17 protein-coding genes are annotated in these 15,333 nt (G+C 38.4%); 12 read left to right on the top strand and 5 right to left on the bottom strand.

Annotation, left to right across the window (positions count from 1 at the left end):
* The first annotated feature begins 35 nt into the window (after nt 1–35).
* The 6 genes from ACZ5V8_RS07885 to ACZ5V8_RS07860 all read left to right on the top strand — a co-directional run bounded on the left by ACZ5V8_RS07885 (nt 36) and on the right by ACZ5V8_RS07860 (nt 3,935).
* On the top strand, nt 36–647 hold the full coding sequence (locus ACZ5V8_RS07885; protein ID WP_464217350.1) for a MarC family protein: 612 nt from the start codon (nt 36–38) through the stop codon (nt 645–647).
* A gap of 226 nt (nt 648–873) precedes the next feature.
* Nucleotides 874–1,488: an alpha/beta hydrolase family protein gene (locus ACZ5V8_RS07880; RefSeq protein ID WP_464217349.1), complete on the top strand. Its 615-nt coding sequence runs from the start codon at nt 874–876 to the stop codon at nt 1,486–1,488.
* Nucleotides 1,489–1,620: 132 nt separating this feature from the next.
* Nucleotides 1,621–1,998, top strand: a complete 378-nt coding sequence (locus ACZ5V8_RS07875; protein ID WP_464218726.1) for a lipase family protein — start codon at nt 1,621–1,623, stop codon at nt 1,996–1,998.
* A gap of 603 nt (nt 1,999–2,601) precedes the next feature.
* Nucleotides 2,602–2,811 carry a cold-shock protein gene (locus tag ACZ5V8_RS07870; protein WP_440617258.1) on the top strand — a complete coding sequence of 70 codons (210 nt, stop codon included), beginning with the start codon at nt 2,602–2,604 and terminating at the stop codon, nt 2,809–2,811.
* Nucleotides 2,811–3,023 (top strand): 30S ribosomal protein S21, encoded by a 213-nt coding sequence (rpsU, locus tag ACZ5V8_RS07865; protein WP_151193542.1) that lies wholly within the window; start codon nt 2,811–2,813, stop codon nt 3,021–3,023. Before ACZ5V8_RS07870 ends, rpsU begins: the two co-directional genes overlap by 1 nt.
* Nucleotides 3,024–3,935 carry an LpxL/LpxP family acyltransferase gene (locus ACZ5V8_RS07860; RefSeq protein WP_464217348.1) on the top strand — a complete coding sequence of 304 codons (912 nt, stop codon included), beginning with the start codon at nt 3,024–3,026 and terminating at the stop codon, nt 3,933–3,935.
* A 94-nt stretch (nt 3,936–4,029) separates the two neighbouring features.
* Here ACZ5V8_RS07860 and ychF read toward each other — a convergent pair whose 3' ends face one another.
* The 3 genes from ychF to rluD form a co-directional block, all read right to left on the bottom strand.
* The gene (ychF, locus tag ACZ5V8_RS07855) at nt 4,030–5,121 is read right to left on the bottom strand and encodes a redox-regulated ATPase YchF (protein WP_464217347.1); all 1,092 of its coding nucleotides are present in this window, start codon (nt 5,119–5,121) and stop codon (nt 4,030–4,032) included.
* Between the two features lie 30 nt (nt 5,122–5,151).
* Nucleotides 5,152–5,727: an aminoacyl-tRNA hydrolase gene (gene pth, locus ACZ5V8_RS07850; RefSeq protein WP_464217346.1), complete on the bottom strand. Its 576-nt coding sequence runs from the start codon at nt 5,725–5,727 to the stop codon at nt 5,152–5,154.
* Nucleotides 5,728–5,794: 67 nt separating this feature from the next.
* On the bottom strand, nt 5,795–6,880 hold the full coding sequence (rluD, locus tag ACZ5V8_RS07845) for a 23S rRNA pseudouridine(1911/1915/1917) synthase RluD (protein WP_464217345.1): 1,086 nt from the start codon (nt 6,878–6,880) through the stop codon (nt 5,795–5,797).
* 87 nt (nt 6,881–6,967) lie between these two features.
* Between rluD and ACZ5V8_RS07840 the strand changes: the two genes are divergently transcribed.
* The 6 genes from ACZ5V8_RS07840 to ACZ5V8_RS07815 all read left to right on the top strand — a co-directional run bounded on the left by ACZ5V8_RS07840 (nt 6,968) and on the right by ACZ5V8_RS07815 (nt 12,286).
* Nucleotides 6,968–7,768, top strand: a complete 801-nt coding sequence (locus tag ACZ5V8_RS07840) for an outer membrane protein assembly factor BamD (RefSeq protein WP_440651927.1) — start codon at nt 6,968–6,970, stop codon at nt 7,766–7,768.
* A 94-nt stretch (nt 7,769–7,862) separates the two neighbouring features.
* Nucleotides 7,863–8,924: a recombination-associated protein RdgC gene (locus ACZ5V8_RS07835; protein WP_464217344.1), complete on the top strand. Its 1,062-nt coding sequence runs from the start codon at nt 7,863–7,865 to the stop codon at nt 8,922–8,924.
* Between the two features lie 29 nt (nt 8,925–8,953).
* A complete protein-coding gene (gene dnaB / locus ACZ5V8_RS07830; protein ID WP_440617259.1) occupies nt 8,954–10,336 on the top strand; it encodes a replicative DNA helicase in 1,383 nt (460 codons plus the stop codon).
* Nucleotides 10,337–10,384: 48 nt separating this feature from the next.
* Nucleotides 10,385–10,621, top strand: a complete 237-nt coding sequence (locus ACZ5V8_RS07825) for a hypothetical protein (RefSeq protein WP_464217343.1) — start codon at nt 10,385–10,387, stop codon at nt 10,619–10,621.
* Nucleotides 10,611–10,985, top strand: coding sequence for a type II toxin-antitoxin system PemK/MazF family toxin (locus tag ACZ5V8_RS07820; RefSeq protein WP_440617248.1), 375 nt, complete (start codon nt 10,611–10,613; stop codon nt 10,983–10,985). Before ACZ5V8_RS07825 ends, ACZ5V8_RS07820 begins: the two co-directional genes overlap by 11 nt.
* Nucleotides 10,986–11,062: 77 nt before the next feature.
* Nucleotides 11,063–12,286, top strand: coding sequence for an aminotransferase class V-fold PLP-dependent enzyme (locus ACZ5V8_RS07815; RefSeq protein WP_464217342.1), 1,224 nt, complete (start codon nt 11,063–11,065; stop codon nt 12,284–12,286).
* 123 nt (nt 12,287–12,409) lie between these two features.
* Here ACZ5V8_RS07815 and typA read toward each other — a convergent pair whose 3' ends face one another.
* Both typA and ACZ5V8_RS07805 read right to left on the bottom strand, forming a co-directional pair.
* Nucleotides 12,410–14,227, bottom strand: a complete 1,818-nt coding sequence (gene typA / locus ACZ5V8_RS07810) for a translational GTPase TypA (protein ID WP_440617245.1) — start codon at nt 14,225–14,227, stop codon at nt 12,410–12,412.
* A 401-nt stretch (nt 14,228–14,628) separates the two neighbouring features.
* Entirely contained in the window at nt 14,629–15,282 is a 654-nt protein-coding gene (locus ACZ5V8_RS07805; protein WP_464217341.1) for a DedA family protein, read from the bottom strand.
* Nucleotides 15,283–15,333 lie beyond the last annotated feature (51 nt).

Genomic DNA, 15,333 nt, shown 5'->3' with positions numbered 1-15,333 from the left:
AAGCTAGGTAGATTAAGAAAAAGTAAGGAAAGCAGATGTTAAGTTTCGCTATTGCATTAATTGTAATTATGAACCCTATTGGTAATTTAGCCATTTATATTGGTTTGATTACAGGCAGAGATGAACAGGATTGCAACAAAACCGCGACAATTTGTGCCATTGCTATTTTTGTACTTTTGATGATTTCATTGTGGATTGGTTGGCCGATTTTAAATTTCTTTGGGATCAGTATTGGGGCTTTTAAATTAGCTGGTGGTTTAATCGTTTTACGTATTGCCTTATCGATGATTCAAGGCGGTAATCATACGCATAAAACAGGCGCTAAAAAGATAAACAGTGAAGAAAAGCAGCCATCAATTGCGGTTGTGCCGATGGCGATTCCGGTGATTGCAGGGCCTGGAGCGATGGCAGTTATTATTACACATGCACATGATTTTACTTTGTGGCAATTTCTAATGGCCAGTATTATTTGTGCAGTTGTATCAGTATTGTTTTGGTTGTTATTAAAATTTACACCTAAGCTTGCTAGATTCTTAAGTGAGGAAGCATTATCGGTGATATCTCGAGTAATGGGGCTTATTTTAGCCGCGATCGCTATTCAGATGATGGCAAGTGGATTGATGGCACTTTTTCCGGTACTTAACTAGTGTTACAACTTTTAAACACGCGACTACTTGAGTTTACTTGTAAATCCCATATTTTATGGCGCATTACCCCATTTCTAAAGTATTCGCGTATCTTGAATATGTGGCACTAGGCTTTGTGTATCTAATTTAATACCTAAGGATACCGATCTGCAACTGATTTTTGATTGTTATTTAAGCATAATGTGTTTGTTGGTATATACATACAATAAAACATGAGAGGCAATTTATGCAAAAAGAAGGCATTTTAACATTAGGTTTGATGGTGATATTTAATACATCTTTTTCTGCAGAGAGTATGAATTCAAATATGCTTAAATTAGCAGCATCAGGTGCACAAGCTGCTTATCTAAGTCATGTTGACTTTTATGAAGCCAACACTGCAATGGAAGATAAGGCTGCTGCTTATTTAAAAGAGCAGGGCTATACAGTAGAGTTATTTGGTGATAATACACAGCCAATGCAAAATATCTCAAGTGTAGGACTAAAGCCTGACTTAACATATGACTTGGAAAAACATCGAAAAGACTACGCTTTATTTGAGAGAAACTGGAACTTGAGTGAAAACTACCCAGTCCAAACGTATTCAAATGCAAATAATATGATGGGGTCACAGGTGTTGGTGGCTAAGAATAGTGATAATAATACGGTAATCATTAGTTTTAGAGGAAGTGATAATATAACGAATTGGCTACTGGATGCTTTTGTCACGCCATCTTTCTTCAATGGCACTAATACACGAGCACACACTGGATTTCAACTGTATTTGATAGAGATATTGTTGAACAAAAAATTTCTAAATTGGATTGATAGCAGGGTTGTCCCATCTAAATTAGCGGATTGATTATATTTGGAACATCATTAGATTTTATTGAGCTCAATTTTCAAAATAGTCTCTTTGATATCATCTGGTTAGCCTATGATTAGAGTGATAAACAATCATTTATGAGGTGAATTGCAATCAAATCGTATTTAGATTTTAAGATGGGACAGCCCTGGGATTGATAGTAATGTAGATAGTAATACTCAAGTTATTATTTCCGGACACAGTTTAGGCGGGGCAGTAGCCACACTTTTTTCAGCTAAAATGCTTATGGATGACACGCTAAAAGCGGATCATTTATCAGTGATTACCTTTGCTGCACCTGCTGCTGGTCAGTATGATTTTGCCGAGTACTTTAAAGATAAATTGGTCAATTACATTTGGGTTGCAAATATTGTTGATCCAGTTGTGTATATCACACAGGCATTTGGCTATCACCATTTTGGTATTTCATCCTTTTTCATGAGTGTTAAAGAAAGCTGGGTAACACACAGCATGGCAAATTACTATCAGCATATTTTCAGTCTTTAGTGTTAGCTAGTACTACAATCATACCGTTCCATTTGCACCCAATCATACCAGTAAGTCTGGACTTGGTGGAGCTACAGCTAAGTAATGGATCAAGAATAAGTTGCGTCAGCTAATACCTCTCCCCTTGCGGGATTGCTCGTGCAGCTTAAGCTGCACGGGTGAGGGGGTAATTAAAGCTCAACTTATTTTTGAATTATTACTAAATTGGAAATTATTGATAATTCTTGGTCATCTGTATTATGATGTTTGGAGACATCGCCATAATACGATCATGATCCTTCAACTACAGTTTACGATAATTGTTTGCACATAACTTTTTAGGTATGTGATTTTTTAAGTAACTTAATTTTTCCTATCGTCATCAGACAAAAGATTATCTCGTTTCTTCAAATAAGTTCCTATAATTAATGATGTCGGTAGCAGATATAAGCAAGATTCTACAATATCATCGAAGTTCTATGTAAAAGAACTGGCGACAACAACAAAAAGTGCAAATAAATATTTTTTGGGAACTTATATCTTTGCCATTTCTTTCGTGTTATGGTGTGGCGGCTACATAGCAATATCGCTATGTACGTAAATCAATAAAGAGATATAAAAAATATGAGTAATAAAGTACAAGGTACCGTAAAGTTTTTTAATAGTGCAAAAGGATTTGGATTTATTCAACCTGATAATGGAAGTAACGATGTTTTTGTGCATATAACAAATCTAGATGCCACTGGTGGGTATTTACAGGATGGTCAAAGCGTTATGTTTGAAACACAGCAAGGTAAAAAAGGACCCGAAGCCATCAATGTTGAGTTGGCATAATGCCTCGCATTAGAGTCGATGATCGTAAACCTTTTGACATAGCGCTAAGACAATTTAAACGCGCATGTGAAAAGGCTGGTATTGTTAAGGAAATGCGAGAGCGACAACATTATACAAAACCTACGGAACAAAGAAAAATAGCCAAAAGAGCGGCAATTAAACGCGCTAAAAAAGAATCAAGAAATGCATTTTCTTCTAGAGCATTTCGCTAAATGAATAACTGTTTTATTCATCCTCGATATTATACGAGCTGGATACTTGTTTTCTGTTTGAAATTATTTGTTCGATTACCCTACAAATGGCAAATGAAGACAGGAAGATTCATCGGCAGAAAGTTTTATAAACTGGCAAAGCGTCGTTATAAAATAACTTATCGCAATCTTCAATTATGCTTCCCAGATAAATCGACAATAGAGCTTGAAAAATTATGCCAGCAATCATTTGAAGCCCTTTGCATGTCTGGCATTGAAACTGTTATTGCATGGTTTATGCCAGATAAAAAATTTAGGAAGATTTATTTGGATAAGCAGTTTTCCAAAGACTTTATTAATCATGATCCTTACCATGCGATGATATTGCTTGGTGGGCATTTTAGCTGCATGGAAATAATGGGCAGGTTAATGGCAAGCAACCTTAAAAATTTCAATGTAAGCTTTATTTATCAAAAGCATAAATCTGATTTTTTTGAGTACATCATGACTTCCTCCCGCAGTCGTTATGCCAAGCTCTGTATTCAACGTAAAAATGTGTTCTCCATCATTAAAAATCTTTTAAGGGGGGAGACTATTTGGTATGCGCCTGATCAAGACTTTGGCAACGAGAGAACTTTGTTTGTTCCCTTTTTCAAAATCCCTTGTGCAACGCTAACGGCTACAAGCTGGTTAGCAAAAAACGGTAAGAGCGACATAATACCATGCTATTACATAAGGAAAAAAGATTTATCAGGTTATGAAATCCATATGATGTCAAAATGGCAAAATTTTCCATCAGGAAATGGCTATGATGATGCTCAGCGATATAATCAATTTTTAGAAAATATAATTTTAAGGTATCCAGATCAATATTTATGGCAACATAGGCGATTTAAAACCAGACCTAATGGGGGAGAAAACCTTTATCAGTAAGATTTTTTTGAAATATGCCCCCTCAGTGCACGTGCCTTAATGCTAGTCCGGTTACGCCGCATAACACATAGGGAAAAAATAGAGTTCTAGCTCTCTACACATTAAACCTAAAATGAACAACATCGCCATCGTGAACAATATACTCTTTGCCTTCTAAGCGCGCTTTGCCGGCGTCTTTGGCACCTTTTTCGCCACTGTATTCAATATAATCATTAAAGCCAATAACCTCAGCACGAATAAAGCCACGTTCAAAATCAGTGTGAATCTTGCCAGCGGCTTGTGGTGCTGTAGCACCGATAGGAATAGTCCAAGCGCGCACTTCTTTCACCCCTGCAGTAAAGTAAGTTTGTAGTTGTAATAATTTATATCCTGCGCGAATCACACGATTAAGTCCGGGCTCATCTAAACCAAGATCATTTAAAAACTCCATTTTTTCATCATCATCTAGCTCAGCAATTTCAGATTCAATGGCAGCGCATACTGCAACAACATCGGCATTATCCGCTTTGGCAAACTCAATGACTTTATCTAGTAAAGGGTTGTTGTCAAAGCCAGATTCATCAACATTAGCAATATAAAGTGTTGGCTTGTTTGTTAATAACGGTGTTTGTTTAATCCAAGCGCTTTGTTCATCACTAAACGCAAAGCTGCGTGCGGGTTTTTCAGATTCCAAATGTTCTTTTAAGCTTTGATAGAACTCAAGTTGTAGCTTGGCTTCTTTGTTGGCACTTTTAGCAAGCTTCTGCAGGCGTTGAATGATCTTGTCAACGCTTTCAATATCAGCAAGTAATAACTCTGTGTTAATGGTTTGAATATCATCAATCGGATTAACTTGTCCGGCAACATGTACGACATCATCATTATTAAAACAACGTACAACATGCGCTATCGCGTCGGTTTCACGAATATTGGCTAAGAATTTGTTGCCCAAACCTTCGCCTTTGGAAGCACCTGCAACAAGTCCTGCAATATCAACGAACTCCATCGTTGCCGCGATAACTTTTTGTGGATTAACAATATTCGACAATTGATCTAGACGTGGATCAGGCACTGAAACCATGCCAACATTTGGCTCAATCGTGCAAAAGGGGTAGTTCTCTGCTTGAATACCCGCTTTTGTTAATGCATTAAATAGTGTTGACTTGCCGACGTTAGGTAGTCCAACGATACCGCATTTAAAACCCATATAAAACCCTTATTAATTGTTATTTTATTTCTACTTCTGGTGAAGCTCATTCATCACGCGTTGATGGTTGCCCTGTATTATATCGTCTAGATAAGAAATCGCACGTGTAATGCCGTGATCAATGGCAATTTTATCATCCAAAGAGGGTTTGCCTAGTACGTAGCCCACAACTTTATTGCGATCTCCTGGATGATTAATGCCAATACGTAAGCGATGATAATCACGTGTACCAAGAGATACATCAATATCTCGTAAACCATTGTGTCCGCCGTGTCCGCCGCCTTTTTTAAGACGAATTTGCCCACAAGGTAAGTCCAGCTCATCGTGTGCAACTAAGATTTCATCTGGCGCTATTTTATAAAATTGCGCTAATTTAGATACCGCTAAACCGCTTTTATTCATAAAGGTATGCGGGTATAAAAGCCAAAGTTTGTTGACGCCAATTTGTGTTTGTGCTGTAGCACCATGAAATTTACCATCACTTGTTAGTGTTAGGCTCAACTTATCTGCAACGGCGTCTAAAAACCATTGCCCAGCATTGTGGCGCGTGCCTTTATACTGACTGCCAATATTGCCAAGGCCAACGATGAGTTTTATTTGTGCCATATTTGTAATACCTTTACTTGATTTCATTACTTAAGATGAAGCCGTATTTTCTAGATTGTAATATTGCTTATTCTTTACTGTCATAATCATCGTAATCTTCATGATCCTCAAAACCATCAAACTCATCATAATCATCAGCAAACTCAAAATAATCGTCATCAAAATCATCGTCTGCATAGCTGTATAAACTCTCAGCATCTTGACGCAAGGTTTGAATGAGGTCTTGCATGTCTTTAGGTGGCTTGGCACTAAACTCCACTAATTCATTACTCACCGGATGAATAAAAGCTAGCTTATAAGCATGCAATGCTTGGCGACCAAAGTCTTTTAGTAGCGTTTGTGCTTCATCAGATAAACCGCGCGCTAATTTTAATCTCGGATTATAAACAGGGTCTCCAACTAAGGGTGCCTTGATATGCGCCATATGTACACGAATTTGATGGGTGCGCCCAGTTTCTAATTTGCAACGAATGCGCGTGTGCGCGCGATAACGCTCTAACACAACAAAATGCGTAATTGCATCTTTGCCCGTGGGGGTCACCGCCATTTTTAAGCGATTATGTGGACTTCTGCCTATTTTGGTTTTGATGGTACTGCCCACCGTAATATAACCTGTGGCAATTGCTTCATATTCACGCTTGACTTGGCGCTTTGATAATTGCGCGACAAGTGATGCGTGCGCTTTGAGACTCTTAGCTGCAACCATTAATCCAGAAGTATCTTTATCCAATCGGTGAACAATGCCTGCTCGAGGCACTTTGGCAAATGCAGGATCATGTGCTAATAGCGCGTTGGATAATGTGCCCGATAAGTTACCAGCGCCTGGATGAACAATTAGTCCCTCAGGTTTGTTGATCACAATGACATCATCATCTTCGTAAATAATATCAAGTGGGATATCCTCAGGTTGCCAATGGTTTTTGTCCTCTAGTGCAGCATTAAGTGCAATTTCCTCGCCACCAATGATTTTATCCTTGGCTTTTTTGACTTCGCCATTAACGAGAATGGCGCCTTCTTTTAACCATTTTTGTAATTGTGAGCGTGAGTAGTCACTAAAGACGCTGGATAAACATTGATCCAAACGTTGACCAGCACAGCTTTCAGGTGCAATAACATTTTGCTGAATGTTTTTAGATACGGTATGATGTGGCACAAATAAAATCCTATCAAGACGCCGGTTAAATTGTGCATCATTGTAAACAATAAATGACAAAGGCGGTAATAAATTAAAGGGTAATCGATGAAAAAGATCAGTTTGGCATTAAGCGGCTTGGGCGCGCTTTTGTTAATGGCAGGATGCTCAACCACAACGACTAAGGTATTGCCATATCAAGGCGAGAGCGCTGAATATATTTATGCCAAAGGGCATGAGCAGGTTAAAGATGGCGATTATTATAAAGCGATTGATACCTTTAGATCGTTAAACTCACAATATCCATTCCAAAGTTATACTGAAATGGGTAATTTAGAGCTGATTTATTCTTACTATGAAGATGGGCAACCTGAGATGGCTTTAGGGCTGGCTCGCCAGTTTCTACGTGCTTATCCGACATCAAAGCATTTGGGCTATGTTTATTATATGATGGGTGTGATTAACTATGATAATGGTCGTGGGTTCCTACAGCGGCGCTTACCATACGATATGGCGCAACATGATCCGGCAGCATACTTGCAGGCTTTTAATGAGCTAAAACGCTCGGTGATATTAAGTCCTAAAGCATCTTACGCCGAAGATGCAAGACGCCGTATGGTGCATATTAATAATGTCGTTGCTGAGTATGAATATAACATTGCTAATTTCTACTTTGAGCATGAGGCGTATGTTGCTGCCATTAATCGCGCTAAGATCGTTGTTGAAAAATATCCACAAAGTAACTCGATTGAAAATGCTTTGGTTCTGTTGATTAGAAGTTATGATATTTTGAAAATGCCTGAGTTGGCTGAGAAATCAATGGAAGTATTAAAAGCAAATTATCCTAATAACACTTATCTAAAGTCTTTAGAAGATGCTGCAAAACGTCCAACAGTGGTGTTTAAGTAAACCTCAATTAATCGTGTAAAATTGGTTGATATAGATAGAACTCGTGAAGCGCTTAATGACAAAGGTGCTTTTTTAATGAATAAAGGTAATAATTATGTGGTTTAAAAATTTAGCATTATTTCAATTTACAGAAAACTTTACGGTGACAGCCGATGAACTTGAAAAGCACTTAGCTGAGCATGCATTTAGTCCGTGCTCAACAAGTGCGCCAATATCAATGGGTTGGGTGTCACCAATGGCGCAAGATATGCCATTAGTGCACGCAGCCTCTGGTTTTATGATGGTGTCGTTTAAGATCCAAGAAAAGATGGTGCCAGCAGGAGTTATCAAAGAGCTCTTGGATGAAAAGATCGAAGAGATTGAGTTAAGAGAGTCACGTAAAGTCAAAAAGAAAGAAAAAGATACGTTGAAAGAAGAGATCTATCAAAGCTTGTTACCTCGCGCTTTTACGCGCAATACAGTCATTAATGCTTATATAGATACACAAGCCGGCTGGCTTATCGTTAATGCCTCATCCGCTAAAAAAGCTGAAACGTTAACCGTTAATTTGCGTAAAGCGTTGGGTAGTTTGAAGATTCGTATTCCTGAGGTGGTGCCTGTATCGATGCTTTTAACGCAATGGCTTAAAACCAATGAATATCCACAAGATCTAACCATTGAAGATCAATGTGTATTGCAGGACAATAAAGATGCATCAGGCATTATCCGCTGTCAACGCCAGAACCTATTTACCGATGATATTTTGTCATTGATTGATTCAGGACGCGAGGTCATTCAACTTGGGCTTTCATGGCAGGATCAGTTGAGTTTTGTGATTAACGATGAGTTTATGTTGAAGTCATTGAAGTTTTTAGAAGTAGTACAAGACAAAGCCAATGATATTGTTTCTGAGACTAAACAAGAACGCTTTGATGCTGACTTTATCATCATGGCCGAGACCTTGCGTGAATTTATTGATTTTATTATGCAGATTTTTGCTAAAGAGTCGCAAGAGATTGAGGTTTCTGATATAGCTAATGCAGTAAGTGGTGATGTAGGCTCTGTTGAAAATAGCGAAGAAGCAAGTCAACCAAATGACAAAGATAGCGCCCCATGGGAAGAGAGTGAAGCAACAGATGATACACTTGATACCTCAGTTGATCATCAAAACCAGTGATATAATATTTTATGCATCCAAATGAAGTAATGTCTTTAAATAGCCAACTTGAGAATATCAAGCGACCACCATCCTCAATCGATGCTGAGCGTTCAGTCATTGGTGGGTTGATATTGGATAATGAGGCATGGTTTAAGATTGAAGAAATTTTGCGACCTGATGACTTTTATAGTACACAACATCGTATTGTTTTTCGCCAAATGCAAAAGCTGATTAAAGATGAATCACCTTTTGATATCATCACTTTAAGCGATTCATTGTCAAATGAGAAATTGTTAGAGCAAGCAGGGGGGCTTCACTATTTAGCTGAGATTGCCAAGAATACGCCAACAGCTGCTAACGTTGTCGCCTATGCTGAAATTGTTAAAGAGCGCTCAAAATTACGTGTGCTTTTAAATACAGCCACTGATATTGCCAATATGGTTTACGTGCCAGAAGGGCGTAAAGCTGTAGATATATTGGATGTCGCTGAGCAGAAGATTTTATCAATTGCTGAGAGCGATACTGGGCGCAGTGATGGTCCTAAGTCGGTGCGTGACATTATCCCAAGTGTGATTGATCGCATTGATGCGATGATGGAAGCAAGTGATGGTATTACCGGTATTTCCAGTGGCTTTACAGACTTGGATGAATTAACCTCAGGCTTGCATCCTGCGAATCTAGTGATTGTTGCCGGGCGCCCATCCATGGGAAAAACAACCTTTGCCATGAATTTAGCAGAGAATGTTGCCAGAGGTGCTGAAAAGCCGGTACTTGTGTTTAGTTTGGAGATGCCATCAGAAGATATTGTGCTTAGAATGATTTCATCTCTTGGTCGCGTTGAGCAAAATGCGCTAAGGAATGGTCGCCTAGAAGATGAGCATTGGGCGAAGATCACAACAGCAATGGAAGTGTTATCCAAAGATTTCAATATGCATATTGATGATAGTGCGGGTTTATCACCTGCTGATATGCGCTCGCGTGCGCGTAAGCTTTATAAAGAACAAGGCGGCTTGAGTATGATTGTTGTCGATTATCTGCAGTTAATGAAAGTACCAGGTTATGAAAATAACCGTACACAAGAGGTCTCAGAAATATCACGTGCATTAAAATCTCTTGCCAAAGAGTTACATGTGCCTGTTATTGCTTTATCACAGCTTAATCGTGGCGTTGATGATCGTGCGGATAAACGTCCAATGATGTCAGATTTACGTGAATCTGGTGCGATTGAGCAGGATGCTGATGTGATTATGTTTGTCTATCGAGATGAAGTCTATCATAAGGATAAGGAAGATAATAAAGGCTTAGGCGAGATTATTATTGGTAAACAGCGTAATGGTCCGATAGGTAATATTAAAGTACATTTTGAAGGACGTTTTTGTCGATTTGCTGATTTAACCTTTGAGCAAAGTGTACCGTTTGGAGTGCATTAAATATATTTTATGATATACTAAAATATATTTAAAAATACGGAGGTTACTATGTCAACGATTTCATTAAAGTTGAATGATGCACTTGAGAAAGAGAGTATGTTAATCGCAAAGTCGTTAGGCTTATCCAGAACTAAGTTTATTACTCATGCTATCGAGCATGAAATTGCTCGCATAAAACGCAAAAATGAACGCAAGAAAATAGCGCAATTTTTAGTGCAAATGAGTGATAATTCAGACTATCAAAGAGAGTTATATGAAATTGAAAGAGGCTTAGATGATGATTAAACACCTTAAAAATTCGGGTGTTTACTTGGCGAATTTAAACCCAAATAAAGGCAGTGAAATTGGCAAAAAAAGGCCGGTCATTGTATTAACACATCAGACTTTTCTTGATAGTGGTATTTCTCCTTTATTTATTTGTCCACTGAGTACACAGTCATATGATAAAAGTCGAATTTTGCACGTCAAGATAACGGCAAGGGATCATTTGCAACAGGATAGCTTTGCTTTGCCTGAGCAGTGTCGATCAATTTCAATGCTAAGATTAGAGCCAACATTAATTACCAGTATTACCGACAAAGAGAGGTATGAAATTTTTAGTAAATTGGATCTATTAATAGGGTTTAAGGAAAATATAAATACTTTTTAATTATTTAGGCTATGCCATTGATATCATTTTGTCATAGAATGATGAGGTTGATTAAATACAGCAGCAGAGCATTTAAAGTGTTAGATATACAAAAAATTCGTCAGGATTTCCCTTTTTTAAAGCAAACCATTCATGGTAAACCGGTGGTGTTTTTAGACACTGGTGCCTCAGCACAAAAGCCAAATATCGTGATTGATGCGGTCAAAGATAGCTACACCAATGACTATGCTAATGTCCATCGAGGTGTTTACTATCTAAGTGATCAAGCCACTGAAAAATACGAGGGCACGCGCAAAATCGTTCAGCACTTTATTGGTGCACAAAAGATGGAAGAAATTATCTTTACCAAAGGGACAACTGAATCGATTAATCTGGTGGCAAGCTCGTTGTTAGATGAGTATTTTAATGCCGGTGATGAGATTATCATTACCGAGATGGAGCATCATGCCAATATTGTGCCATGGCAATTAATGAGCAAACATAAACCCTTGACGATTAAATATATTCCGGTAACCGACAAAGGTGAACTAGACTTATCCGTTTTGCCATCCTTATTGACAGAAAAAACAAAGCTTGTCTCATTAACACATTGCTCAAATGTATTAGGGACGATTAATCCCATTAAAGAAATTATTCAAAATATTCGCAAAACACATCCTGACGTTGCGATTGTTGTTGATGGTGCGCAATCTGTCGTTCATCAGAAAATTGATGTGGTTAACTTAGACTGTGACTTCTTTGCTTTTTCCTCACATAAACTTTATGGGACTACGGGTGTTGGCGTGTTATATGCCAAAGAGAAATGGCACCATTTAATGTCTCCCTACCAAGGTGGGGGTGACATGATCAAGCTTGTAACGATGAATGAGACGACATTTGCTGAACCACCGTATAAGTTTGAGGCAGGTACTCCTGATATTATTGGTGTGATTGGTTTATCTAAAGCGATTGAATATGTGCAAAGCATTGGGATTTGTAAGATTAAAGCGCATGAAGAAATGTTGCTTCACTATGCTACAGAGAAATTACAAAGCATTCCAAGGCTTAGAATATTAGGTGAAAGTGCGCATAAAGCCGCAGTCATTACCTTTGTTATTGATGGATTTCATGCTAATGATTTGGGCACACTGCTTGATCTATCAGGGGTTTGTGTACGCACAGGGCATCATTGTGCGCAACCGTTATTGCAGCGTTATAACGTGCCATCGACGGTGCGTGCATCGTTTGGTGTTTATAATACCAAAGAAGATGTTGATATGTTGGTTCAAGGACTGCATAAAGCGATTAAGATGTTGTCATAAATGATGGTGAATGTATTGGGTTACGATCAAATATTCGTTTAACCGTGCTCTGAGCAAAGTCGAAGAGTATGCAAAGATAAATGGCTTCGACTAACGCTCAGCCAACTTTATGTTTATAGCAGATTACTCTTTTGACCGTGAGTGACGTTTACGATCTGATTCAGTCAACATTTTCTTACGTAGACGAATCGATTTTGGCGTGATCTCAACGAGTTCATCATCTTCAATAAACTCTAATGCATACTCAAGTGTGACTTTAATTGGCGTAGTTAACACAATACTTTCATCTTTGCCAGAAGCACGTACATTCGTTAGCTGCTTACCTTTGCATGGATTAACGGTTAAGTCATTATCACGTGAATTAATGCCGATAATCATGCCTTCATAAACTTCAATACCATGCCCAATAAATAGCTTACCGCGTTCTTGAAGATTAAATAAAGCAAAGGCCAATGCTTTACCTGCGCAGTTTGAAATTAATGTGCCATTTAAACGTGATTCAATAATACCTTTTTTCATTGGACCATAATGATCAAATATTTTGTTGATAATGCCAGTCCCTGAGGTAATGGTCAAAAATTCAGTATAAAAACCAATTAAACCACGCGACGGAATGACAAATTCTAAGCGCACACGACCTTTGCCGTCGGGCTCCATGTTTCTAAGCTCACCTTGGCGTAAGCCCATTTTCTCCATCACAGAACCTTGATATTGCTCATCAACATCGATAATCGCCTGCTCATAGGGCTCACACATTTCGCCATCAATTTCTTTAAAGATCACATGGGGGCGAGATACAGCGATTTCAAAACCTTCGCGACGCATGTTTTCAAGTAGGATAGATAAATGCAGTTCACCACGACCAGAGACTTTAAATTTATCAGGATCATCAAGTTGCTCAACACGAAGGGCTACATTGTGTAAAAGCTCTTTTTCCAAACGATCTTTAATTTGACGAGAAGTGACAAATTTACCTTCGCGACCGGCAAATGGCGAGTTGTTTACTTGGAAAGTCATCGAAATCGTTGGTTCATCAACCGATAGTGGCGGCAGCGCTTCAACACAATCTAATGCGCAAATGGTATCAGAGATATTAATACCCTCAATACCGGTAATGCAGACAATATCACCTGCGGATGCTTCAGGCACTTCAACACGCTCAAGTCCCATATGACCTAATACTTGTAATACACGACCTTGTTTTGTGTTGCCATTTTTATCAATAATGCTTACGGGTGTATTGGTTTTAATCTTGCCACGTTTGATGCGACCAATGCCAATAGTGCCAACAAAACTTGAATAATCCAATGATGAAATCTGCATTTGAAATGCACCATTTTCATCAACTTCAGGTGGCGATACACATTCAACAATCGTTTCAAATAGGGCGTTCATATTGTCAGTGATTTCATTTTCATCCATTGTCGCAAAGCCGTTTAATGCCGATGTGTAGACAACAGGAAAGTCAAGTTGCTCATCAGTGGCACCTAAGCGATCAAATAGGTCAAACACTTGATCCATCACCCAATCAGGGCGCGCCCCTGGGCGGTCAATCTTATTAATAACAACAATGGGTTTTAGGCCGCGCGCGAAGGCTTTTTCAGTTACAAAGCGCGTTTGTGGCATCGGACCATCAACAGCATCAACCAAAAGAAGCACCGAATCAACCATTGACATGACACGTTCTACCTCACCACCGAAGTCAGCATGCCCTGGTGTGTCGACGATGTTGATGCGATAATCATTCCATTTAATGGCAGTGTTCTTGGCAAGAATCGTGATGCCACGTTCTTTTTCCAGGTCGTTTGAGTCCATTACGCGCTCAACCTCAGCACCACGTGTTTGTAAAGTTCCTGATTGCTGTAATAGTTTATCGACCAGTGTTGTTTTGCCATGGTCAACGTGGGCAATAATCGCGATATTACGTAAATTTTCGATCATAAAATTATATTCTTTAAGAGTTATCGTAAATTGATTAGTGATTGTACGGTCACATTTAAAATACGCAATGTTTTTTTGTGAGATTTGCATATCGTAAGGCAAATTGAGGATGCTGCATCATTTCTTAAATAAAGGTATTTTAAATTTTTAAGGTGAAGCACTGGATTTATTGTTATTTAGAAAAGGGTTTGATAAGTTGTTTTATAAATCTAAGGGCAAGTTTAACAAAATTAAGATCTTGTTTTTTGTCTTAACTTTGCTAAACACCCTATCCTCCCCCCAGAGTATTGCAGTATTAGCTTTCTTTTGAACTTGCTAAGATGAAGGTAGATTATCAATGATTTGTTGATAAATAAACATACTGAATCATACGAAATGTATCATGATTAAAAAGATGACAATTAGCTGTTTTTTTGTTTTTTAAGTGAGCGGCGCTTTTTAATTATTTCAATAATTGCAGGGGTGATTGAGACAAGTATAATAGCAATAACAAGATAGCTGAAATTTTCCTGCATAAATGGAATATTACTAAAGAAATAACCAAGATAGGTAATTGACCCGACCCATATAAACGCAGCAAGAACGCTTAAGGTGACAAAGCGGCGATAAGGCATCTCACCCATACCTGCAGCAAATGGGGTGAATGTGCGAATAATGGGTACAAAGCGCGCGATAATAATGGCTTTGGCGCCATACTTCTCGAAAAATTGATGCGTTTTTTCAAGGTGAGATGTTTTAAGAATTTTGGCATCAGGTTTAAAAAGTTTCTCGCCAAACAAATGACCTATCCAATAGTTGACGTTATCACCCAAGATGGCAGCAAATGCCAGTACAAATACCATTAAGTGAACGTTTAAATTAGTGGTGGCAGTAATAATGCCAACGGCAAATAATAAAGAGTCACCGGGTAAGAAAGGCATAATGACTAATCCGGTTTCACAAAAAATGATTAAAAATAACAATGCATAAGTCCAAAGACCAAAACTATTGACCAATGTGTTCATATGAACATTTAGGTTGAGCACAAAGTCAATAAGATAGTGTATTAAATCCATAAAATAGCGAATTAGCAAAGTTAAGTTGGCTGCATTATAACGAGAGATTGC

Source organism: Cysteiniphilum sp. GTC20157 (genome assembly GCF_055396795.1).
The sequence above is the reverse complement of the archived record's forward strand: the minus strand, read 5'-3'. Positions and strand labels throughout refer to the sequence as shown.